The organism is Kitasatospora sp. NPDC057692, from assembly GCF_042799475.1.
Lineage (GTDB): Bacteria > Actinomycetota > Actinomycetes > Streptomycetales > Streptomycetaceae > Kitasatospora.
The window spans coordinates 13,960-36,952 of sequence record NZ_JBHVIV010000035.1; the positions used below are offsets into that span (position 1 = coordinate 13,960).

Here is a 22,993-nt window from a genome sequence, read left to right on the forward strand (position 1 = left end):
GCGACCGTATGACCGCACGACCGCACCACCGCACGACCGCACGACCGCACGCACCGGCACCACGGAGAGGCAGCACCACCATGACCGAGCAGCAGGCACCCGCGCCCTTCCAGCCCGTCGACGAGGACTGGCGGACCGCCCTGGTCGTCGTCGCCCACCCCGACGACATGGAGTACGGCGGGGCCGCCGCCGTCGCCCGGTGGACGGACCAGGGCAAGAAGGTCGTCTATGTGATGGTCACCAGCGGCGAGGCCGGCATCGACGGCACGGCCCCCGAGCAGTGCGGCCCGCTGCGCGAGGCCGAGCAGATCGCCTCCGCCGCCCTCGTCGGCGTGGACACCGTGGAGTTCCTCGGCCACCCGGACGGCGTCGTCGAGTACGGCCTGCCGCTGCGCCGCGACATCGCCCGCGCGGTGCGCCGGCACCGTCCGGACATCGTGATCACCAACAACTTCCGCGACACCTGGGGCGGGGTCTTCCTCAACCAGGCCGACCACATCGCCGTCGGCCGGGCCACCCTGGACGCGGTGCGGGACGCGGGCAACCGCTGGGTCTTCCGCGAGCTGGTGGACGAGGGGTACGAGCCGTGGGACGGCGTCAAGGAGATCTGGGCGGCCGGCTCCCCCGAGTCCGCGCACGCGGCGGACACCACCGAGCACTTCGACCGCGGCGTCGCCTCGCTGGAGGCCCACAAGGCCTACCTGGCCGGCCTCGGCGGCGCGATGGCGGACGCCCGCGGCTTCCTGGAGGGCGCCGGCCGCGGCGCGGGCACCCGCCTCGGGACGCGCTTCGCCGTCGCCTTCGAGGTCTTCCCGCTCCGCTAGGGATTGCCGGACACGCCCCGGGACGCCGGTCCGGCCGGGCGGGCGACGGGGTTGCGGCGCAGGGCGAGGACGGTGAGGTCGTCCCGGCGGCGGCCCCGGCTGTAGCGGAGGACGTCCTCGTCGACGGCCTCGGGGAGCCGGTCCGGGGTGCGGTCGCCGAGGGCGCGCAGCCGCTGCTCGACCGGGTAGAAGGCGCCCGTGCCGTCCTGCGCCTCGGTGACCCCGTCGGTGAGCAGTACCAGCGTCCCGTCGGCGGGGAGGTCGAACCACTGGACGGTCCGCACCTCCCCGGCCAGGTCGGCGAGCCCGAGCGGCACGCCGGGGGCCAGCGGGACGGCCTCCGCCGCCCCGTCGGCCAGCAGGTACGGGGCGAGGTGGCCGCAGTTGACCGCCTGCACGGCGGCCGTGCGGTCCAGGCAGAACACGGTGGCGGTGACGAAGCGCTCGGCCTCGCCGCTCTGCGCCGCGTACGCGTTGTGCCGGGTGACCGCGGCCTCCAGGGCGAGGGCGACGTCGGTGAGCGCGGGCTCGCGGAAGGCCGCCTCGCGGAAGGCGCCCAGCACGGCGAAGCCGGTGCCGATCGCGGGCAGGCCCTTGCCCTGGACGTCACCGATGACAATCCGGGTGCCGTAGGGAGTGTCGGCGATGTCGTAGAGGTCGCCGCCGACCATGGCGTCCTCCTCGATCGGCCGGTAGCGGCCGTGCAGCAGGACGTCGGGGGTCAGGGCGGGCAGCGGGCGCAGCAGTTGGCGCTGGAGGGCGACGGCGCTCTGCCGCATCCGGTGGAGTTCGCGCTCGCGCCGCACCCGGCGGGCGCAGAGCAGCACGGCGACGACCGAGGCGCCGACGACGGTGGCCAGCGTCAGCGCCCGCCCGTTGATCGACTCCGGCGGGAAGTACACCGAGCTGACGATGATCACCCCGGTGACCCAGATCGCCGCGCCGACGGTCTGGGCGAGCGTGCCCAGGCCGGCCAGCAGCGCGGGGACGAACACCAGCAGCAGGACGAGCCGGGCGCTGGTGCCGCCCACCGCCTGCGCGCCCAGGGCCACGGCGGTGGCCCCGAGAACGGCCAGGACGACGGTCCGGTTGGCGGGCGCCCGGTGCGCTTCCTCGCTCCGGGGGCCCCTGCGCGTGCCGACCTCGGCCATCCTCGCCTCCCAGGTGATCGTTTCCAGGCTCACCGGCCGGGCCGCCGGTCGCAACCGCGCCCGGCCCCGGGGGCCGCGCAGCAGGTGGCGGGCGGTGAGCAGGACGGCGAGCACGCCGAGCGCGAGCAGCAGCCACAGCTGGTAGCGCACCGCCGTCCGCCAGACCGTGCCGACGTGGCTGCCGGCCAGGTAGCCGACGGCGGACCACACGCCCACCCAGAGCGCCGCGCCGAGCACGTTGAACACCTGGAACCGGGGCCAGGGCATGCCGGTCGTCCCGGCGATGATGCCGCTGGTCTGCCGCAGCCCGTCGACGAACCGGGCGACGGTCACCACCTGGCCGCCGTGCCGCTCGAAGAACACCTCCGCGCGGGCCGTCCGCTCCGGCGTGAGCAGCACGTACCGGCCCCAGCGGTGCACGAAGGCGCGGCCGCCGGTGGCGCCGATCAGGTGGCCGAGGGTGTTGCCGAGCACGGCCGCCGCGAAGGCGATCGCCACCACGGCGGCGAACTCCAGGTGGCCGGTGCCCGCGAAGACGGCGGCCAGCACCAGGACGGTCTGCCCGGGCGCGGGGATCCCGCAGTTGTCGAGCAGCACGAACAGGGCCAGCGCCGGGTAGCCGTACTGCTCCAGCAGCGGCGCGAGCGCGGCCAGCGGCCCGGGCAGGGCCGGGGTGCCGGCGGCGGAGGCCGCCGCGGGCAGCACGGCTCACCGCCCCGGGCCGGACGGGCGCGGGGCGGTGGCCGGTGGCGTCAGTGGATCGCCTCGCGGGGTTCGATGTTGCAGTCCGGGCCGGGGTAGACCAGGCCGGTGTGGCCGTCCTCGAAGCGGACCATGTAGGGCGGTTGGCCGTCCTGGCCGCGCACCTCCACGATCTCGCCCTTCTGGTCGACCATGCCCACCGCCCGGCTGTGGATGTGGAGCTGGTCGCCTACCGCTGCGTGCATGGTCTTGCTCCTCGGGTGTCGGGGGGACAGCGGGGACCGGTGGGCCGGCTGGTGCCGCCCTCCTGTCTCCACTGTGCTGCCCGCCCGCCCGGGCCGCAACGGCTCGCCGGGGCCCGCCGGGGGCCGGCGGCGGGTCTGTGCCGCGGGCCCGCCGAGGCCGGTCACTCAGCGCGGTCCGAGCTGTTCGAGGAGGTAGCAGCGGACCAGTCGCCCGCATTCGGCGATCATCGCCGGATCGCCCTGCGGGTCGACGCGGAAGGCGAGCTTGAGCACCGCGTCGGCCGCCTCCAGGGCCACCCGCAGGGCGAGGGTGAGCGCCGCCGGGTCGGCCGTCGCGAAGAGTTCGCCGCCGAGCGCCTGGAGCCGCAGCGCGACGGCCGTGTTGTTGTCCAGCTCGGTGTCCAGCAGGTGCCGGTCGTCGTCCACGCCGCTCGGCACGGCCGGTCCGGCGAGCCCGAAGTCCACCTGCCCGAAGCCGGGGACGGACCGTTTCATCGCGACGAACTCCTCCACCGCGAGGTCGGTGAACCCGGCGGGCCCGGCCGGGGCCTCGGTGCGCAGCCGCTCGTCGAGCCGGTGCAGGTAGCGGTCGAGGTTGCGGCCGGCGAGCGCGGCGAGCAGGTCCTCCTTGCCCGCGAAGAACTGGTAGAGGGTGCCGATCGGCACCTGCGCGCGCTGCGCCACCTCCTTGGTGGTGAGCGCCGCCGCCCCGCCCTCGTCGAGCAGCGCGGCGCAGGCGTCCAGGATCCGCTCGTAGCGCTCCTGGCTGCGCTGCTGCACCGGCCTCCGCCGCCCGGGGGCCGGGTGACTCCTCGTGTCCGCGCTCATGGGGCCACTGTGCCGCATCCGCTGTTCGGCGGGCCAATCACCGGGCCCGGTGGCGGACGTTGCGCGTTCTGCGACCGGGCTAGGCTCTGCGCTGATCACCAGGGCCTGATCACCAGGGGTAGGAGAGGAAGACATGGGGCAGAAGATCATCCGGTTCTCGGACCTGACCGGCCGGCACGCGGAGGAGGACGAGCTGGTGCGGATCGTCGTCCGCGAGCACCCCGATCTGGCGGACGGCCCGGTCGAGATCGAGGCGCTGCCCGGGGAGCTGGCCGGGGTGGCGGGCCTGGCGCTCGACCTGGTGACGGTCGAGCTGCACCACCCGGACGGCGAGGAGCCGGAGACCGTCGTGATGACCGCCGAGGCGTTCGACCGGCTGGCGACGGCCGCGCCGATGGCCGAGGTGCTGCGGGGCGCCGAGCGGGCCGCGCGCACGATCCCGGTGCAGAGCGCGCCGACCGGCGCCGCCGCCCGCGAACGGGTCAACTACGCGAGCCTGGAGCACGCCGGCCGCCCCCACAAGGGCCGCACCACCGACGCCGAGAAGCAGCTCGTCCGGGAGCACCTGGACGAGGTCAACGAGCGCCTGGCCGCCGAGGGCATCCGCACCGTCGACCTGGCCAACCCGGAGCACGTCACCCGCTACGGCCTGGAGGACCTCGCCCGCGAGCGCGGCGCCACGCTCGGCTGACGCCCGCACCGCTCCCGGCGGGCGGCCGGTGCGCGCCGCCCGCCCGCCGGGAGGCGATCCCGTGCCGTGACTAGCCCTGCGGCCAGTCGATCGAGGGCGCGGGGAACCAGGTGTGGCCGTGGCGGCGCCAGGCGGGCGCCTGCGCGGCGAGCCGGGTGCGCAGGTCCTCCCAGTCGCGGGCCGGGCCCGCCGCCCAGGCGCGCTGGGCCAGTCCGGGGAGCCGGGGCAGCAGGAGGAACGACAGGTCGTCGGCGTCGCCGACGGTCTCGCACCAGACCGCGGCCTCGAACCCGGCGACGTCGAAGCCGGGATCGTCGTCGATGCCGGTGATCGGCGTGGTGCAGGCGTCGCGGACGGTGTGCGGCGGGTAGATCGGGTGGCCGATCCGCGCGCGGCGCTCCTCCGCCTCGCCGTCGACGGCCTCGGCGTAGCGCCGGTCGAGGTAGGCGCGGCCCCGCGCGGACAGGACGACCGCGGCCCGCTGCCCGCCCATCCGGACGGTGTCCGCGGCGGACTCCCGCTCGGACTCCAGGAGCAGGTCGACGACCTGCGGCGGGAGCATCGCGAGGAACGGGTGCGCGGGGTCCGGTGCCAGCTCGGGGTCGATCCACAGCTGCACCGCCTCGCCGGGCTCCGCCGCCGCGCGGACGGTCTCCTGCCAGCCGATCGGCTCCTTGCCGTGCGCGCGGACGCGTTCCCGGGCGCGGGCCACGAAGTCGTGGTGGTCCCCGGCCGGCATGCCGAAGGCCTCGTCGCCGCCGATGTGGACGAACCGTCCGGGCGTCAGCGCGGCGACCTCGGCGAGCACCTCGTCGACGAAGCGCCACACCTCCGGGCGGCCGGGCTCCAGCCACAGCGGCCGGAACTCCCCGGCGAGGAACCGGGCGAGCCGCTCCTCGGCCGTGCGCGGCAGGGAGGCGGTGTCCTGCGAGGTCAGCCCGGGACAGGCGGTGATCGCGGCGGTGCTGTGGCCGGGCATGTCGATCTCGGGCACGACGGTGATGAACCGCGCCGCCGCGTACGCGACGAGCTCGCGGTACTGGGCCTGGGTGAAGTAGGCCTCCGGGGCCAGGCCGCGGGTGAGTTCGGGCCGCGCCGTGATCTCCAGCCGCCAGGCCTGGTCGTCCGTCAGGTGGAGGTGCAGCACGTTGAGCTTGTAGCGGTCGAGCAGGTCGATCACCCGCCGCACCTCGGCCGGGGAGAACGCCGCGCGCGCGACGTCGAAGGACAGGCCGCGCCAGGCGAGGGCCGGGCCGTCGGCGGCGTCGAGCACGGGCAGTTCGATGCCCTCGGCCGTGGCGGGGAGCTGCTCGGCGAGGGCGACCAGGGTGCCGAGCCCCCGGTGGACGCCCGTCGGCGAGGCGCCCGTTACACGGATCCCCCCGGGGCCGACGGCGAGGGTGTGGCGCTCGGCGCCGAGGTCCTCGCCGGCGGCGGAGAGCCCGCGGGCCGCGGGGACGGCGGTGACGCCCGGGTCGCCGGCGTCCACGGCGAGCAGGACCGCCTCGGGCCCGGCGATACCGGTGCGGGGCCGGCCGAGCTCCAGGCCGGTCTCGGCGGCGAGGCGCTCGACGAAGAGCCCGGCGGGTCCGAGGAGGTCCTCGGTCGCGACGACCACGGGCGTGCCGGGGCGCAGGACGAACGTCCCCTCGCCCCGGACGACCGTGCGGGGAACGGGGAGGATGTGGCGCAGCGCGGCGTCGGCCGGTGCGGGCATGCTGGTCTCCTTCTTCGGGTCGGTCCGCTCCGTCGGAGCGGCCGCGGGACCGGGCCGGGTGGCGGTCCGGTCCCGCGGCGGGGTGACGCGGGGGTGGCGTACCGGCGCCTACACGGTCCCGGCGGCGGGGGTGACCGTGACGGTGTGGCCGGGGTCGGCGACGGAGGTGGCGAGGCGGAGGGTGAACTCCCCGCTCTCGGTCACCCAGGCGTGCGCGTCGGTGTCCCAGTGCTGGAAGGCGCGCGGGGCGATCTCCAGGCGCGCCCGCACGCGGCCGCCCGCCTCCGCGCGCACCGCGGTGAACCCGGCGAGCCAGGCCACCGGCCGCTCGACGGCCGAGCCGGGGCGGGAGAGGTAGGCCTGGAGGACCTGCTTGCCCGGCCGGGCGCCGGTGTTGGCGACGTCCGCCTCGACGACGAGGCGGTCTCCGGCGGTGGTGACGGAGGGCTCGCCGATCCGCCAGGTGGTGTACCCGAGGCCGGAGCCGAACGGCAGCGCGGGCGCGTGGCCGCCGGCCTGCTCGCGCTTGAGCCAGGCCCGGTAGCCGATGTGGAGGCCCTCGGTGTAGGCGAGCCGGCCCTCGTGGGGCTCGACGGTCCACACCGGGACGTCCTCCTCGCGGGCGGGCCAGCTGGTGGGCAGGCGGCCGCCGGGCTCGCGGGCGCCGGTGATCACGTCGGCGAGCGCCGCGCCGAACTCCTGGCCGGGGAACCAGGACAGCAGGACGGCGGCCACCTCGTCGAGCCACGGCATGATGACCGGGGCACCGGAGTTGACGACCACGACGGTCCGCGGGTTGGCCTCGCGGATGCGGCGGACGAGCTCGTCCTGGCCCTCGGGAAGGGTGAGGCGCGGCCGGTCGAAGCCCTCGGACTCGATGCTCTCGGTGGTGCCGACGACCACCACGGCGAGGTCGGCGGCGGCGGCCGCCCCGACCGCCGAACGGAGCTCCTCGGCGGGGTCGCCGAACACGTCCTTGGCGCCGAGCAGGACGAGGCCGAAGGGGAAGCCGCCCATGAGCGTGGGGCTGTACGTCAGGCGCAGCTCGACCGACTGGCCGAGGGCCAGGTCGCGGGTGACGGTGACGGAGGGTGGGTTCAGGACGGCGGTGACGGGGTCCTCGCCGGCGGGGGAGACGGTCTCGGCGGCCGCCGTCTCGCCGTCGATCTCCAGGGTGAACCCGCCCAGCCCGGCGAAGCCGAGGTCGTGGCGGCCGTCGCGGTCGGCGGTGACGCGGGTGGTCAGCTCGATGCGGGCGGCCCTGACCAGCCGCTCGTCGCCGAGCCAGGCGAGGCGTCCGGAGGGGGTGGTGTCCTCCGCGAACGCGGTGCCGTCCTGGTCGAGGTAGCGGACGTGGACGCCGGGGGTGCCGGTGACCGGGTCGGTGACCTGGCCGCGGGTGAAGGGGTGCAGCTCGTCGGCCGGGGGCAGACCGGGGGCGAAGGTGACGGCCTCCTCGCCGAAGGCCTCGCGCAGGCCGTCGAGCGGGGTGACCACGTGGCGCGGGAACACCGAGGCCGAGCCGCCGCCCTGGGCGCGGGCGCGCCGGGCGTGCTGGCCGATCACGGCGACCTTCAGGCCGTCCCGGGGCTCGACCGGGAGGGTGCCGTCGTTGCGGGCCAGGACCATGCCGTCGGCCGCGGTCTCCCGCAGCAGGTCCGCGATCGCGGAGTCCTCCCAGGGCCGGACGGGGACGGCCTCGGGAGCGCCCTCCAGGGCACCGACGCGGGAGGCGAGCAGCAGCAGCCGGGCGACCTTCTCGTCGATCGCGGCCTCGGGCACGTGCCCGTCCTCGACGGCCTCGACCAGCGCCCCGCCCCACGGGCCGTCCGGGCCGGGCATGACGAGGTCCTGCCCGGAGGCGGCCGACGCGTCGGTGTCGTGCACCGCGCCCCAGTCGGAGATGACGACGCCGTCGAAGCCCCACTCGTCCTTCAACGGGTCGCGCAGCAGCGGGTTGGTGGACATGGGCGCCCCGTTGACGCCGTTGTAGGCCGACATGACCAGCCACGCCCCGGCCCCGACCATCCGCTCGAACGGGGCCAGGTACAGCTCCCGCAGGGTGCGCTCGTCGGCGCGGACGTCGACGGTGAAGCGGTCGGTCTCGGTGTCGTTGGCGACGTAGTGCTTGGCGGTGGTCGCCACGCCGTGCGCCTGCACGGCGCCGACGTAGGCGGCGCCGAACTCGCCGGTGAGGTACGGGTCCTCGCTGAACGCCTCGAAGTGGCGCCCGCCGCGGGGCGAGCGGTGGAGGTTGACGGTGGGGCCGAGCACCACGTCGACGCCCTTGGCACGCGCCTCGGCGGCGATCAGGGCGCCGAGCCGGCGCACCTGCTCCAGGTCCCAGGTGGCGGACACCGAGCTGGCCGAGGGCAGGCTCGCCGAGGGCTCGCGGTCGTCCACGGCGGCGCCGCGCACGCCGGTGGGGCCGTCCGAGACGACGATCGGGCGCAGGCCGACGGCCGGCTCGTCGTGCAGGGACCAGACGGAGGCGCCGGTCAGCAGGCGGACCTTCTGCTCCAGGCTGAGGCGCTCGACGAGAGCGGTGAGGTGCGGGGAGGAGGTGTGCATCGTCGTCTTCCTTTCGTGACGGTGGTTCAAGAGGCGTGGTGGAGGGGGTCGGTGGTCAGCGCACGCTGCGGATGCGCAGGACGGCGAGGGCGCCGAGCAGGGTGATCACGCCGACCGCCGGGTAGAGCGCGCCGTAGCCGCCGAAGGCGTGCACGATGCCCGCGGCCAGGACCGGCGCGACGGTGGTCGGCAGGGTCGCGGCGAGGTTGAGGACGCCGAGGTCCTTGCCGAAGTCGTCGGGGTTGGGCAGCAGGCTGCTCATCAGCGCCTGGTCGACCGAGACGAAGGCGCCGAAGCCGGCCGCGACCACGAACTGGGACAGCGCCAGTCCGGGGACCGTCGGAAGCGCCAGCGGGATCACCGCGCCGAGGGAGATGAGCAGTCCCGCGCCGAGGACGACCGGCTTGCGCCGGCCGATCCGGTCGGAGAGCGGGCCGGCGATCGCGGTGGCGATGATGATGGCGGGCAGCGCGACGAGCCCGAGCAGCGGCACGGTCCGCGCCGCGTCGTCGAGCGAGAGCCCGATGTACTCCTGCGCCAGGTAGAGCTGGTAGGTGCTCAGCATCGTGTAGCCGCCGAACAGCAGGATCCGCCCGGTGAAGCCCCAGAAGAAGTCGCGGTGGCGCACGGGGTTCACCCAGAACGCCGCGAGGAAGGCGCGCGCCGAGAAGGGCCGGCGCGGCTCGCCGCGGTTGTCCCGGTCGGGGACGAGGGCGACGAACAGGACGATCCCGAGGAGGACCGCCCCGGCCAGCACCGCGTAGCCGACCGCGATGGCGTCGGCGAACAGCGAACCGAGGATCGGGCCGAGGGCCGAGCCGAGCACGACGCCGAGCCCGACGCCCGTCGAGAACCGTCCGCGGAGCCGCTCGGGGACCCGGTCGGGCAGCAGTGCGGAGAACGGCCCCTGGAAGGCGTTGAACCCGAACTGCACCAGCATGAAGCACACGGTCAGCGCGGCCAGGCCGGAGGTGAGGCCGGAGGTGAGCAGGGCGGCGGAGCCGATCAGCGCGCCGGCGAGCATCCACGGTCTTCGCGAGCCGTAGCGGCTGCGGGTCCGGTCGGACAGCACGCCGACGATCGGCTGGGCGACCATCGCCGCCGCCGCGCCGAGGGCGTTGATCATCGCGAGGTTGCCGGTCTTCGCGTCCGGGTCCAGGTGCTCGACCTGGAGCGCGGCGTAGTACAGCGCGACGCCGTAGGCGATCGGGGCCGCGGCCGCGACGAACGGGGCGGTCCGGAACAGGCGGCGCAGGTCGGCCGGCACCGCGCGGGACGGTTCTCCCGCCTCACCGTCGACCGGTGATGACGGGTCGTGGGCCGATCGTGGATCAGCGTGCACGGACATCCTTGCCTCCGATGTGAGGGGCGGGGAGGGTCGGGCCGGGTGGGGGTCGGCCCAGCGGAGCAGGGCGTGCTCGACGAGCGCCGCTCGTCGTTCACGTTCACGCCAGCCGTAAGTTACCACCATGGTGGTAACGTTTGGGAAGAGTTCGCAGGGCGGGGATACTGGAGCGATGGGGATGAAGCGGGGAAGCTACCGGACCGGACGAGAGACCGTCGAACGCGTCCTCGACGCCTCCCACGAGCTGTTCATCGACACCGGCTACCGCGCCACCTCGCTGCGCGCCATCGCGGGCGCCGCGGGGATCTCCCACCCGGCGCTGCTGCGCCACTTCTCCTCGAAGGCGGAGATCCTCACCGCGCTCGTCGACCGCCTCGACCGCCGCTACCTGGACCGGACGACCGGTCCGGACGGCGAGTACCGGCCCGCCCCCGCGGCCGAGACGGCCCGGCACAACGAGGCCACGCCCGGTTGGATCCCGCTGTTCACCGCCCTCCTGGGCGAGGCGACCAGCCCCGAGCACCCCGGCCGCGCCCTCATGCGGTCCCGCAGGCGCGAGGCCACCGCGATCGGTGTCCGGGAGTACGGCGCCCTGGGCGGCGACGAGCGCGCCGTGAAGCTGGCCGTCCAGCGGCTGGTGGCCGGCTGGGAGGGCCTGCAGATCCTCTCGCTGTACTTTCCCGGCCGGATCGACATCCCAGCCCGGCTCGCCGCGTACGAGGAGGACGTGCGGACCCACGGGATCCCACCGGCGCCCCCCGCACGGGGGGCGCGGACGGGCGTGTCGACGGGCGTGTCGACGGGCGTGTCGACGGCGGAGCCCGGCCCGGCGGCCGACGCCGCGCCGGAGCGCACGCCGCGCGAGCGGGCCCTGTACAGCGCGTGCGTGCTGTACGCGCGCCACGGCTACTCCGGGACCTCCATGCAGGCCGTCGCCGACGACGCGGGCCTGACCAAGGCCGCGCTGGTGCACCTCGCGCCCACCAAGGGCGCGCTCCTGGAGCTGGTGCTGGCGGAACTGGCCGTCCCGGCGCCGCACTGGACCGGCCCCGGCGGCCGGCTGCGCGCGGCCTTCGACCGCCCCCGCTGGCAGGCCGCCGCCGAGATCGTGCTCATGTGCGAGGCCATCGCGCCCTCCCACCCGGCGCACCGCCACATGGCCGCGCTGCTGGAGGAGGGCCTCTCCGGCGCCGAACAGGACCTGAAGGAGGTTCAGGGGGTGCCGGAGGGCGAGGCGCGGACCGCCGCGCAGTGGATCGTGGCGGTCGCGCTGGGCGCCGTGATCGCCTCGCTCTACGAGCCGGAGGAGGTCGAGCTGGAACCCCTCGTGGAGAGCGCGCTCCCGCTGCACGCGCGCGGCTACGCGGCGGGCGAGGCGCTCGCGCGCTGACCCGGCGGCACGGCCGGGTCCGGGCGCGTTCTGGTCACCCGGCTCGCCGCGGAGGGCAGCTCGTGCCGTGCGTTGCTCGCCGAGGTCCGCGAGCACCTGGCCGAGGAACCGCAGATGACCGCCGGCCCGCCCGTCGACCGGATCGCCCGGCAGCTCGGCTGCATCGAGGTCTCCAGCTACTCCCGGGCCTTCCGCCGCCGGAAGGGCGTCGGCCCGCGCGAGTACCGCAGGCACCACCCGCGCTCCGGGCCGCACCGGCCCAGAACGTCCGAGGGGCGCCGGCCCCGGACCTCCGCGGGGCCTGAACGACCGGCCGCGCTCCGCCGGGAGGGGGCGCGCGCCCAGCGCACGCCCTCGCTTTCGCGCGCCCTGGTGCGGCTCCGTCCTGGCGGTCAAGCTTCCCGGGGCGGCCGGGCGGCCGCCCGGTTCATCGACGGACTGATGCGCACGCCGATCGGCGCGCGGCGGCCTCTCGCGCGGGACGGGCCGCCGGCCGGTGTGTCACGCGGAGAGGTGGAGTCGCATGACAGTGGTCCACAACGGACCGGACGCACCCGCGAGGGCGGGGCGTCACCGGAGGTCGCGGCCCCGGGCGTTGGCCGCCTCGGTGGCCGGCGCGCTCGCGGCCCTGGGCGTGCTCGTGCCCGTGCCGTCGGCGCAGGCCGAGGCCGGGAGTCCCGCGCACCGGCTGGTCTACGTCGCCAACCTGCGCGGCAACTCGGTGACGGCCTACGACCCGTCGACCAACTCGGTGGTGGCGACCATTCCGGTCGGCACCGCCCCCGAGGGGGTGGCCGTCTCGCCGGACGGCACCCAGGCCTACGTCGTCAACGACGGCAGCAACACGGTGTCGGTGATCGACACCGCCGCCAACGCGGTCGCCGCGACCATCCCGGTCGGCCGGCTGCCCGGCCCGGTGGCGTTCTCCCCGGACGGCTCGCGCGCCTACGTCGGGCACTACGTCAACCCGGGCACCGGCGGGGTGGACGTCATCGACACCGCCACCCGGACGGTCACCACGACGGTCCTGGTCGGCGCCCAGCCCTTCGGCATCGCGCTGACGCCCGACGGGTCGCGCGCCTACGTCGCCAACCTCATCGGCAACTCCGTCTCGGTGATCGACACGGCCACCAACACCCTGGCCGCCTCCATCGCCGGCCCCGACGTCCGCAGCCCGGCCGCCGTCGCGGTCGCCCCCGACGGCAGCCGCGCCTACACCGCGAACTACAACAGCGGCAACGTGTCCGTCATCGACACCGCCACCAATACGATCACCGGCAACATCGCCGTCGGGTCCGGCCCCGGGAGCGTGTCGATCACCCCGGACGGCGCCCGCGCCTACGTGTCGAACCAGAACGCCAACTCGGTGTCGGTGATCGACACCGCGAGCGGCACCGTCAGCGCCACCGTCGACGTCGGCGCCACGCCCATCGGCGTGCTGGCCGACCCGGCGGGCGGCGCGGCCTACGTCGCCAACGGCCGCGCCAACACGGTGTCGGTGATCGACACCGCCACCAACACCGTCACCGCCACCGCCGCCACCGGGAAGAACCCGTACGGCCTGGCCACGGCCACCGTCGCGCCCGCCGTCACCGGGGTGCGCGCCGGGCACGGCCCCGAGGCGGGCGGCGGCACCGTCACGATCACCGGGACCCACCTGGCCGGCACCCGGACGGTCCTGTTCGGCACCGCTCCGGCGACCGGCGTCACCGTCGTCGACGACTTCACCGTCAGGGCGACCGTTCCGGCGGGGGCCGCCGGCACCGTGGACGTCACGGTGGCCACCCCGGCCGGCCGCAGCGCCCTCACCGGTGCGGCCCGGTACACCTACGAGTACCCCTTCAGCGGCTTCCTGCCGCCGGTCGCAGATCCGCCCGCCGTCAACCGGGGACACGCCGGGCGGGCGTTCCCGATGAAGTTCTCCCTGGGCGGTGACCGCGGTCCGGACGTCATCGCCCGCGGCTATCCGACCGCGCGGGAGGTCGACTGCACCACCGGGGCGCCGCTCGACCCGCCCGCGCCCACCGTGACGGCGGGGAACAGCGCACTGCGGTACGACCCGGCGACCGGCGTCTACACCTACGTGTGGAAGACCTCGGCCTCCTACGCCGGGACCTGCCGGGTGTTCACCCTGGGCCTGGACGACGGCACCACCCGCACCGCCCTGTTCCGCTTCAACTGACCGGCCGGAACGGCGCTTCGGCCTCCCGCCGGTGCCCGCACGGGCGTCGATGGGAGGCCGTGTGCCAAGGCGGCTTTGTCCAAGGCATGTGTGAGGGCTGATCAGGTGCGGCGGAAGCGCCGTCGGGCGAGGGCCGGAACCGTGCGCAGGACGCCGGCCGCGACCGACGTGTCCGCCGACGCGTCCCCGTCCGCGTCCCTGTCCACCGACGCGAAGGTGTCCTCCGCCGACGGCGGGAGCCGGGGCGCGGTGATTGTCGCGGCAGGCCGACTGCCTGAGCGCGAGCCGCCGGGGTCGGTTGCACCGGCCCCGGAGGTAGCGGGCCACGCGTCGGCGGTGTCAGAACCCGGGTGGGCGGGGGCCGGTGGGGGCGGGCCCGTGCGGCGCGTGGTGGGTCAGCCGGTAGCCGGGGGCCGAGGGCGCGGCGCGGAGTTCGGCGGCGACGATCCGGTCGAGGGCCGAGACGTCGAGGAAGACCCCACCGCACTGTTGGCAGTACTGCACCGGGATGCCCGCCCGCTGGAAGGCGGCCATGGGGCCCTCGCAACGCGGGCAGGACATCGGGCGGAACGACGGTCCGGAGGCCGGAGGCGGGTAGGTCATGTCGATGCTCCCTCAGGGACGGGGACGGGGACGGGGACGGGGCCTCGTGGTGCGGGTGGGCCCGGTGAGCGGCGGCCGGGCAGGGGCGCCCGGGCAGGGGGATCACACGCCGCTGTAGTTGTGGAGCCCGGTGACGAAGATGTTGACGCCGTAGTAGTTGAAGACGAAGCAGCCGAACGCGACCAGGGAGACCACGGCGGCCCGCCGTCCCTTCCAGCCGGGGCCGTGGACCGCGCGTGGAGGTGGGCGGCGCAGGCGGCCCAGGTGATGGAGGCCCAGGTCTCCTTCGGGTCCCAGCCCCAGTACCGGCCCCAGGCGGCCTCGGCCCAGATCGCCCGACGGCCCAGCCGAAGGCGGTGGAGAACTCGAACATGTTCCCCCACGGCGCTCGCCCGGTGTCCAGCGCCCGCGTCGCGATGGAGCCCGTGTTCAGGAGGAAGGCGAGGACGGTGAGGGCGACCCCGACGCGGCCCAGGAGTTCGGCCCGCTCGCCGCCGCCGACCGGCCCCACGGGTGGCGGAGCCGCCACCGGGAGGTCCGCCGGCCGCCCCCGGGCCATCACCCGCACCCGGCTCGCGGCCCCGGGTTGCGCCGCGACGGCCGGCTCGCGTGCCACGGCCGGCTCGAACCGGCGGACGGGACCGCCGGCGTTGAACGCCCACTCCAGACAGCTCGCGACGAACGCGAGCAGGTAGACCGCGATGGCGCAGTACACGAGCTTGTCACTGGCATCCGCGAGGACGCTGACGGATTCCACGGGTGCTCCGGATCGGTCGTGCGGCGGGGCCGCGATGTTCTTCTAATCTACTTAGAAGTTCCAGGTTCCAGGGAGTCTCGCACGCCTTTACGCGGCGGGGGGAGGGGGTGGCCGGGCGCCGCTGCTTCCGTTCGCGCAGGTTCGATCGCCCGCGGTCCCTGAGGGCGCTGCCGTTCCCCCGTCGGTGTGATCGGCGCGGGTGAATACCCCTCGGCAGGTGTGTCGGAGGGGCTTGGGCCGTCCTCCGGGCGATAACTAGACCATATGCCTGGCTGGAGACTGTCCTTCTGCGCGGCTGCCGCCGGCCTGGTGCTGGCCGGCGCGGTCGCCGATCTGCCCCTGGGCAACCTGGCCGCCAGCCTCCCCTACGGCGGGCCGGGGGCCGGGGGGTTGCTGCTGTCGGTGACGGTCGACGGCCGGCCGGGCACCCCCGAGGTGAGGACCGGCGACGAGGTGCGGGTGAGCTACCGGCTCCGCAACGACGGCGAGGCCCCGGTGATCGACCTGCGGATCACCGACACCCTCGCCGGGGCCGAACCCCGCTGCCCGGGACGCGGGGACGGGTACATCCCCGAACTCCCCCCGATCACCACGGTTGTCTGCACGTCGACGCTGCGGGCCCTGCCCGGTGCACAGGACGGACTGGCCACCGCCCAAGGGGTGTTGGCCTACGGCCACCGCGCCATCACTCGTACGGCGCACTCGGGGTACATCGGCGTGGGGGCGGGACCGGTGCCGCCCCCGGGCGGGGGAGCGGCTGGTGCGGGGGCACCCGCGGTGGGGGCACCGGCTCCGGCGGGAGCCGGGGCGACGGCGACGGTGACGGCGGCGGCGGTGCCGGCTCCGGCAGCGCCTGGCGCCCCCGCGTGCGTACCCGGGGTTCCCCCGGGCGGGGCGGGGGTGCCTGCTGCTCCTGGAGTCGGAGCCCCGGCGGGTGGAGCACCTGCGGCCAGCGTTCCGGCCGCTGCCGTTCCCGTGGGCGGGGCTCCCGCATTGGGGGTTCCTGTGCCCGGAGCACCTGCGGTTGGTGGTCCTGCGGGTGGGGTCCCCGCGCCGGGAGCACCCGCGCCTGGTGCTGCTGCGCCGGGAGCACCCGCGCCCGGTGCTCCCGCACCCGGAGCAGCCGCGCCCGGTGCTCCCGCACCCGGAGCAGCCGGGGCCATCGCTCCTGCGGCGGGGGCGCGCGCGGTTGGTGCTCCTGCGCCTGGTGGCCCTGCGGCTGGTGCGCCCCCGGCTGTTCCTCCCGCGCCCGGGGCTGTTCCTCCTGCGCCCGGAGCCGCCCCGGTCGCGGCTCCGGCGGGCGCAGCAGCCGCGGCCGTAGCAGCCGCACCCGTGGCGCCCGCGCCCGTAGCGGGCGCCCCTGCGGCAGTGGTGCCCGCACCCGCACCCGCAGCGGGAGCTCCTGCCGCAGTGGCACCCGCTCCTGCGGCTCCCGCGGCTCCCGCCGCAGGGGCACCCGCCCCTGCGGCTCCCGTAGCGCCCGCGGCTCCCGTAGCGCCCGCGGCTCCCGTAGCTCCCGCGGCTCCCGTAGCTCCCGCAGCGGGGGCACCTGCACCCGCGGCTCCCGGTGCCGGCGTGCCGGGCGGCACCGGGCGTAGGCCCGCCCAGGCCTCACCGAGTGCCCCCGGCGCCTCCAGTGCCTCCAGTGCCTCCAGCGCCGCGTCCCCGACACCCTCCCGCAGCCCCGGAGCGGGTGGCGGGGGAGGCCACGCGGGGTCACCCCTCCTGCACTCCGGCCGCTTCAGCAACAACACGGCAGCCCTGCCGCACACCTTCCTCCTCATGTTCTTCCTGGTCCTGTTCGTTCCCGCGACCGCCGCCGCAGCCATCGCGCGACGCCGCCGCAGGGCGCGCCGCCGACCCGACCGAAGCCCAGGGGCGCCATGGAACAAGTAATCGTGGTGATCGGCATCGTCGCCGGATTCATCGTCATCGCCGGAGGCGCGGCCCTGCTCAACAGTCGTCGGGCCAAACGGTCGGCGCCGACGGAAGAGGTGGGCGAAGACGACACGGCCGAGTACCTGACGATGATGGTCGGGGTGCTGTACGCCCTGGTGCTGGGTGTCGCGCTGGTTTCGGTGTGGGAGGCCAAGGACGGCGCCGACACCAACATCAGCGCCGAGGCGGGGGCGCTGCACCAGACGTATCTGCTCGCCGACGGCCTCCCGCCCGACGCCGCCCAGCGGGCTCGCGCGGCGGCGGTCACCTACGCCGCCTACGTCCAGAACGAGGAGTGGCCCCTGATGGAGCAGGGCAAGCCGCTGGGCCCGCGCGGCTGGACGCTTCTGCACGACGTGCAGAACGCGTGGACGTCCTTCGAGCCCACCACCAACGCGCAACAGCAGGTGGACCAGCTGGCGTTCGGGCAGATCTCCGTGGCCTATCAGGCGCGCCAGGGGCGCGAGGCGGACGGGGGCGGGGGCATGTCGGGCGTGATGTGGTTCGGCCTGCTCGCCGGCGGTGCGCTCACCCTGGGGCTGATGTTCCTCTTCGGAATCCGGCGCACCCGCACCCATCTGGTCCTGGGCCTGGGGTTCACCAGCCTCATCGCCTTCATGGTCGTCTTCATCTACGCCTTGAACTCCCCCTTCGGAGGGCTGCTCGGCCTGAGCTCCGAGCCCTTCGCCGCGGTGGGCACGGGAGGCTGACGGAACGTCGGCGGTCCTCCGCCGTGACGGCCCGCAGCCTCTGGCGTTTCGGCGTGGCGCCAGTAACATGAGCCTTCCTCATGTTCCTTCCAGGAGGCTGCCATGCCGGACCGCTTCGACCTGCCGGCGGGGTTCCGCTGGGGTGTCGCCACCGCCGCCTACCAGATCGAGGGCGCCGTCGACGAGGACGGCCGCGGCCCCTCCGTCTGGGACACCTTCGTCGCCCGGCCCGGGGCCGTCCGCGACGGTCACACCGGCGCGGTGGCCTGCGACCACTACCACCGCTATCCCGAGGACATCGCCCTGATGCGCGGCCTGGACCTGGACGGCTACCGCTTCTCCATCGCCTGGCCCCGCGTCCAGCCCACCGGCGCGGGCGCCGCCAACCCCGCCGGCCTCGCCTTCTACGACCGCCTCGTCGACGCCCTCCTCGCCGCCGGCATCACCCCGCTCCCCACCCTCTTCCACTGGGACCTCCCGCAAGCCCTGGAGGACGGCGGCGGCTGGCTCGACCGCGACACCGCGTACCGCTTCGCCGAGTACACCGGGATCGTCGCCGACCGCCTCGGCGACCGCATCCCGATGTGGATCACCCTCAACGAGCCCTTCGTCCACACCGTCTACGGCTACGCGATGGGCATCCACGCCCCCGGTCGCGCCCTGATGTTCGACGCCCTGCCGGCCGCCCATCACCAACTCCTCGCCCACGGCCTGGCCGCCTCGGTCCTCCACGACCGAGGCCTGGAGGTGATGCTCTCCAACAACCTCACCCCGGTCGAGCCGGCCTCGCCCTCGCCCGCCGACGTGGCCGCCGCCGAGGCCTACGACGCCCTCCACAACCGCCTCTTCACCGACCCCCTCCTGCTCGGCCGCTACCCCGACCTCTCCGCCCTCGGCGTCCCCGACGACATCTTCGGCGCCGTCCGCCCCGGCGACCTCGACCTCATCCACGCCCCCGGCCTCGACGCCTTCGGCGTCAACTACTACAACCCCACCCGCATCGGCGCCCCCACCGACCCGGTCCTCCCCTTCACCCTCCTCGACATCCCCGAGGCCCCCGCCCACACCGCCTTCGGCTGGCCCGTCGTCCCCGACAGCCTGCGCCAACTCCTCGTCGACCTAGAGAAGTTGTACGGCCCCGCCCTTCCGCCGATCACCATCACCGAAAACGGCTGCTCCGTCGACGCCACCACCACCCCCGACCGCCCCCGCATCGACTACCTCGCCACCCACCTCGACGCCCTCGCCGCCGCCATAGCCGAAGGCGTCGACATCCGCGGCTACTACACCTGGTCCCTCCTAGACAACTTCGAATGGGCCGAGGGCTACCACCAACGCTTCGGCCTCGTCCACGTCGACTTCGACACCCAGCGCCGCACCCCCAGGGCCTCCTACGCCTGGTACCGCGACCTGATCGCCGCCCACCGGGCGCGGTGGACGAAGGAGGAGTCGGTGTGACTTGCCCCTGAAGTCACCGGGTCGGGTCGGATGAGTGGCTCCACGTCGAGCTCCGTCACGATCGTCGGCGATGGTCGTCCGTTCCGCGACGGCCGACCGCGGGCGTCGTGGGGCGCCCGCGGTCCGCCGCTGCCACTACCGGACCGCCGCCAGGGAGCGGGGTGCCTCGGGGGTGGGTTTCGGCTGGTAGTTCTCCGCGTGTCCTTCGACGTGGAGGTGGGGCAGACGACGGTCCGGCCAGCCGGGCCGCCACCAGTTGACCGCAAGGAAGCCGCCCGCCGAGTCCTCACCCAGCCCTTTGGTCAGGCCGCCCCACTGCAGCTCCGCGACGAAGCAGCTCAGGAAGACTTGCCCTGACCTTCGCCCACATCCAGGGCGACTACCCAGCTGACCCGTTCGTCCGGCTGCTCGATCTCCCGGCCTGCGATCAGATCCTTCACGTAGTCCGGTAGGCGGTACCGTCGCGGAGCGTCAGCGTCGCGGAACTCGTCCGCCATCACGTCGGTGAACGGCCACCGCCCGGACGACGGGTCCTCATCGAACGGTGCGCCGGACTCGGTCTCGTACAGCAGCGGCTCCCGGGGGTGCGTCGCGTAGTCCATGTCAGGGAGGCTGCCCAAGGTTCCCGTTTCGGGTCCGGATTCAGCGGCTCTGGCCCTCGCCTCCCACTCGGCGGCAGCTTCATCCGCCAGCCGTACAGCGTCCGCGCCGTCCATGTCCATCCGCCTGAACCTGTACGCCACCGCATCCAGGCCCTGCAGGCTGTCCATCTGTCCTTCGCAGAACAGCCTGTGCCACGGAACGCTCTGGTTCCGCACGGGGGCGTAGCCCTTCTTACCGTGGTCGAGTCGGGCTTGCACGATCCGCGCGGACACGATCGTGCAGCCCAGATGAGCTTGCTGCCCAGGTCCGTGCATGCAACTGCCGATCCCAAGCCCCGGGAGGGGCACCCAGTTCCTGTGGTTGTAGAGAACGTAGACCGGGATCATGCTCTCCTCGTCAGCGGTCTGGATCAGCGCGTCGCACTGAGTGCGGCCGGTGGTGCCGGCGGGCGCGTCGAACTTGAACCCCCCTCCGCGGCTGGCGCGCTTCGCCTGCACCCGCAGCCCGATCCCGAAGTCCCCTGAGTGCAGCCACCACTCCCAGTCCGATCCGTTCCGTGCCTCCTCCATCGCTACGAAGCGGTGAGAATGAATCTGATCTTCATGAAGGCGGGTCAGATCGGTCAGATTCCGGCGGGTGAGATCGTCCTCGTGGGGGACCAGGCGCCCACCGTCGAAGTGGTCGTAGGCCTGGAGCTCGAACGTCCGCGCCGACAGTGCCCGGAATGTGTGGCACAACGACTGTCCCACCACACTGCCGGGCAGATCCTCCACGCTGATGGCCGGGTTGAGCGGCAGGGAACAGCCCGGACAGTAGTTGTACTCCGGGCTGAGCTTCCAACCGCATGGACAGTTCACGCTCGCGCTCCTCAGCCGCCGCATCAATGGGACAACGGTAGGTGCTGGAGCTGACGGTAAGCACGTTGATCGAGATTCTTGCCCCTCCACCGAGACCGGAGGGGAGCACGTGCCCGTCACCGCCAGGACCGTCCGGTTGCGACGTCGTACGAGGACGCAGCCCTTCCAAGAACGCCTGCACCCCCGGGACGGACGAGGCCGGTTCGCTGAAGTGCCCAGTGCCGGCCTTGATCCGCTGCTGGGGCGTGTCCGGGCGGCCTCAACTCGGCCGACACGTGCGCTCCGGTCATAGCCCGCCTTCGATGAGAAGGAATACGGCCTGGTCTTCCGTGACGGCGACGGCAGCCGTGTCGTCCAGGCGTACAGGGCGAACGCGGTCGCCAGTCTCACCAGGAGGCTCCGCGAGATCCCGGATGACGTGCTGCGAGGAATGGGAGACAGCCCTTCGTCCACACCGTCTTCGGCTACGCCCTCGGCATCCACGCCCCCGGCCGCACCCTGATGTTCGAGGCCCTTCCGGCCGCCCACCACCAACTCCTCGCCCACGCTCCAACAACCTCACCCCCGTCCACCCGGCCACCCCGACCCCCGCCGACCTCGCCGCCGCCCACGCCTACGACACCCTCCACAACCGCCTGTTCACCGACCCCCTCCTCCTCGGTCGCTACCCCGACCTCACCGCCCTCGGCGTCCCCGACGACATCTACGGCGCCGTCCACCCCGGCGACCTCGACCTCATCCACACCCCCGGCCTCGGCGTCAACTTCTACAACCCCACCCGCGTCGCCGTCCCCACCGACCCCGCCCTCCCCACCGACCTCGTCGACATCCCCGATGTCCCCCACACCACCTTCGGCTGGCCCGTCGTCCCCGAAGCCCTCCCCGAACTCCTCCTCGGCCTGAAGGACACCTACGGCACCGCCCTCCCACCCCTCACCATCACCGAGAACGGCTGCTCCACCCCCGAACCCCTCGACGACCCCGCCCGCATCACCTACCTCGCCACCCACCTCGACGCCCTCGCCACCGCCACCACCCAGGGCATCGACGTCCGCGGCTACTACACTTGGTCACTGATCGATAACCTGGAGTGGGCAGAGGGCTACCACGAGCGCTTCGGCCTCGTCCACGTCGACTTCGAGACCCAGCGCCGTACCCCGAAGATCTCCTACAGCTGGTACCGCGACCTGATCGCCGCCCACCGGGCTCGGCATGGGCGGTAGTCCGAGAGGACCTCTCGGACTGGGCGCCGTAGATCGGCATCGCCCGACCGGAACCGGGTTGGCTTCCAGCCGTCCGACAAGGCAGGACAATAGGAGAAGATTCCGGTCGCTCCAAACGACAATCGGGCCGACGGCCCGTCACGCCACCCGTGTGGAGCGGTCCGCAAGCGCGAGCGAGCCCCGGCTGCGCAACGACTACCTGGGCGGCCGGCGTCCGAGCGCCACGAGGCCGGGGCTTACGCGGGGAGTGGCGGCGGATCGTCTGCGGCGCGTCGACCGGGCCGGGCCGGGCCAGAGGCGGCCGGCCGTCCCGGCCCGTCTGACCCGACGGCCGGACCGCCCGGGCGATGGTCAGCGCAGGCGGGGGGCGGCGGTGCGGACGATCTCGGCGAGGGCCTGGTAGGCGGTGGCGGTCTGGTCCGGGGTGAGGACCTGGTCGGTCTGGGCCTTCAGCTCGCAGTCGAGGTTGCTGTCCCGGACGGTGAGCCGCAGGTCGGTGCGCCAGGGGATGCTGTCCGGGGCCCGGTACCGGAACGCCTGCCGCCCGAGGCCGGGGACGTCGGTGACGCCGCCCACCGCGTCTTTGGCGGCGGTCTCGCGCGCGTACTCGTGCATCTTGATCGCCTTGGCCACGTCCGACCAGGCGCTGCAGTGTACGACCGAGCGCGCGAACACCCCGGTGCCGCCCAGGTACTGCCGGCACTGGGCGCCGCTGGAGACCTTGGGGTCGGCGCCCGTGAGGGTGTTCTCCGGGGTGCTGCTGAACAGGCCGAGCACGGGGGTCAGCGGGGAGAAGTCCACGACGCCGCACACGTCCCGCGGCGGCCGGTAGTCCCCCGGGCCGTCGGTGGCCTCCGGGGGCGGGGCCGGGGGCGCCGCGGTCGGCGCGGAGCCGCCGCCGCAGCCGGCCGTGCCGAGCAGTGCGAGGGCCAGTGCCCCGAGTGTGAGGATCGAGCAACGGCCTTGGCTCACACGCAACATGATGCTCCGTCGAATAGTCCGGAACTGCCCATGGCAGGCTAGCCCACCCTCCCCGCGCGGCGTCCGGACTTTTCCGGGACCTGTGCCCTCGGTCCCCGTACCGGTACCCGGCGTGCGCCGCGCGTCGGCCGGGCCGCTCCGGGTGCGCCCGCCCCGGGCTGATTGCGGCAAACCGGGGAGAGAGGCCGATGGGGTACTTTCGACCCAGCACGGCAGG

16 protein-coding genes and 2 pseudogenes are annotated in these 22,993 nt (G+C 74.3%); 8 read left to right on the top strand and 10 right to left on the bottom strand.

Annotation, left to right across the window (positions count from 1 at the left end; genetic code table 11):
- The first annotated feature begins 80 nt into the window (after positions 1 to 80).
- Complete coding sequence (locus tag ACFVFS_RS20715) at positions 81 to 824, top strand: PIG-L deacetylase family protein (RefSeq protein ID WP_380626055.1); 744 nt, start codon at positions 81 to 83, stop codon at positions 822 to 824.
- Here the strand turns inward: ACFVFS_RS20715 and ACFVFS_RS20720 are convergent.
- The 3 genes from ACFVFS_RS20720 to ACFVFS_RS20730 all read right to left on the bottom strand — a co-directional run bounded on the left by ACFVFS_RS20720 (position 821) and on the right by ACFVFS_RS20730 (position 3,750).
- Positions 821 to 2,680: a SpoIIE family protein phosphatase gene (locus tag ACFVFS_RS20720; RefSeq protein ID WP_380626056.1), complete on the bottom strand. Its 1,860-nt coding sequence runs from the start codon at positions 2,678 to 2,680 to the stop codon at positions 821 to 823. The genes ACFVFS_RS20715 and ACFVFS_RS20720 overlap by 4 nt on opposite strands.
- Positions 2,681 to 2,727: 47 nt before the next feature.
- Positions 2,728 to 2,922, bottom strand: coding sequence for a DUF1918 domain-containing protein (locus ACFVFS_RS20725; RefSeq protein WP_380626057.1), 195 nt, complete (start codon positions 2,920 to 2,922; stop codon positions 2,728 to 2,730).
- Between the two features lie 165 nt (positions 2,923 to 3,087).
- Positions 3,088 to 3,750 (bottom strand): TetR family transcriptional regulator, encoded by a 663-nt coding sequence (locus tag ACFVFS_RS20730; RefSeq protein ID WP_380626058.1) that lies wholly within the window; start codon positions 3,748 to 3,750, stop codon positions 3,088 to 3,090.
- 133 nt (positions 3,751 to 3,883) lie between these two features.
- Here ACFVFS_RS20730 and ACFVFS_RS20735 point away from each other — a divergent pair, with 133 nt between their 5' ends.
- Complete coding sequence (locus ACFVFS_RS20735) at positions 3,884 to 4,441, top strand: hypothetical protein (RefSeq protein WP_380626059.1); 558 nt, start codon at positions 3,884 to 3,886, stop codon at positions 4,439 to 4,441.
- A 70-nt stretch (positions 4,442 to 4,511) separates the two neighbouring features.
- On the opposite strand, the gene ACFVFS_RS20740 is transcribed toward ACFVFS_RS20735, so the two are convergent.
- The 3 genes from ACFVFS_RS20740 to ACFVFS_RS20750 form a co-directional block, all read right to left on the bottom strand.
- A complete protein-coding gene (locus ACFVFS_RS20740; RefSeq protein WP_380626060.1) occupies positions 4,512 to 6,158 on the bottom strand; it encodes a family 20 glycosylhydrolase in 1,647 nt (548 codons plus the stop codon).
- Between the two features lie 108 nt (positions 6,159 to 6,266).
- On the bottom strand, positions 6,267 to 8,729 hold the full coding sequence (locus tag ACFVFS_RS20745) for a glycoside hydrolase family 3 C-terminal domain-containing protein (protein ID WP_380626061.1): 2,463 nt from the start codon (positions 8,727 to 8,729) through the stop codon (positions 6,267 to 6,269).
- A 55-nt stretch (positions 8,730 to 8,784) separates the two neighbouring features.
- Positions 8,785 to 10,071 carry an MFS transporter gene (locus tag ACFVFS_RS20750; RefSeq protein ID WP_380626062.1) on the bottom strand — a complete coding sequence of 429 codons (1,287 nt, stop codon included), beginning with the start codon at positions 10,069 to 10,071 and terminating at the stop codon, positions 8,785 to 8,787.
- Positions 10,072 to 10,246: 175 nt separating this feature from the next.
- Between ACFVFS_RS20750 and ACFVFS_RS20755 the strand changes: the two genes are divergently transcribed.
- Both ACFVFS_RS20755 and ACFVFS_RS20760 read left to right on the top strand, forming a co-directional pair.
- On the top strand, positions 10,247 to 11,464 hold the full coding sequence (locus tag ACFVFS_RS20755; RefSeq protein WP_380626063.1) for a TetR/AcrR family transcriptional regulator: 1,218 nt from the start codon (positions 10,247 to 10,249) through the stop codon (positions 11,462 to 11,464).
- 523 nt (positions 11,465 to 11,987) lie between these two features.
- Positions 11,988 to 13,646: a PxKF domain-containing protein gene (locus ACFVFS_RS20760; RefSeq protein ID WP_380626064.1), complete on the top strand. Its 1,659-nt coding sequence runs from the start codon at positions 11,988 to 11,990 to the stop codon at positions 13,644 to 13,646.
- Positions 13,647 to 13,985: 339 nt separating this feature from the next.
- Here the strand turns inward: ACFVFS_RS20760 and ACFVFS_RS20765 are convergent, their stop codons facing one another.
- The gene (locus ACFVFS_RS20765; RefSeq protein ID WP_380626065.1) at positions 13,986 to 14,249 is read right to left on the bottom strand and encodes a zf-TFIIB domain-containing protein; all 264 of its coding nucleotides are present in this window, start codon (positions 14,247 to 14,249) and stop codon (positions 13,986 to 13,988) included.
- 102 nt (positions 14,250 to 14,351) lie between these two features.
- A pseudogene (gene ccsA, locus ACFVFS_RS20770) lies at positions 14,352 to 15,006 on the bottom strand (cytochrome c biogenesis protein CcsA).
- Between the two features lie 1,039 nt (positions 15,007 to 16,045).
- On the opposite strand from ccsA, the gene ACFVFS_RS20775 reads away from it, so the two are divergent.
- The 3 genes from ACFVFS_RS20775 (at position 16,046) to ACFVFS_RS20785 (ending at position 19,112) form a co-directional block, all read left to right on the top strand.
- Positions 16,046 to 16,327, top strand: a complete 282-nt coding sequence (locus ACFVFS_RS20775) for a hypothetical protein (protein ID WP_380626066.1) — start codon at positions 16,046 to 16,048, stop codon at positions 16,325 to 16,327.
- A gap of 577 nt (positions 16,328 to 16,904) precedes the next feature.
- Positions 16,905 to 17,654 (top strand): hypothetical protein, encoded by a 750-nt coding sequence (locus tag ACFVFS_RS20780; RefSeq protein ID WP_380626067.1) that lies wholly within the window; start codon positions 16,905 to 16,907, stop codon positions 17,652 to 17,654.
- Positions 17,655 to 17,756: 102 nt separating this feature from the next.
- Positions 17,757 to 19,112 (top strand): GH1 family beta-glucosidase, encoded by a 1,356-nt coding sequence (locus ACFVFS_RS20785; protein ID WP_380626068.1) that lies wholly within the window; start codon positions 17,757 to 17,759, stop codon positions 19,110 to 19,112.
- A gap of 338 nt (positions 19,113 to 19,450) precedes the next feature.
- On the opposite strand, the gene ACFVFS_RS20790 is transcribed toward ACFVFS_RS20785, so the two are convergent.
- Positions 19,451 to 20,572 (bottom strand): DUF6615 family protein, encoded by a 1,122-nt coding sequence (locus tag ACFVFS_RS20790; RefSeq protein WP_380626069.1) that lies wholly within the window; start codon positions 20,570 to 20,572, stop codon positions 19,451 to 19,453.
- A 438-nt stretch (positions 20,573 to 21,010) separates the two neighbouring features.
- On the opposite strand from ACFVFS_RS20790, the pseudogene ACFVFS_RS20795 reads away from it, so the two are divergent.
- Positions 21,011 to 21,795, top strand: a pseudogene (locus ACFVFS_RS20795) (glycoside hydrolase family 1 protein); the annotation flags it as partial.
- 351 nt (positions 21,796 to 22,146) lie between these two features.
- Here the strand turns inward: ACFVFS_RS20795 and ACFVFS_RS20800 are convergent.
- Positions 22,147 to 22,767, bottom strand: a complete 621-nt coding sequence (locus ACFVFS_RS20800) for a hypothetical protein (RefSeq protein ID WP_380626070.1) — start codon at positions 22,765 to 22,767, stop codon at positions 22,147 to 22,149.
- Positions 22,768 to 22,993: the final 226 nt, after the last annotated feature.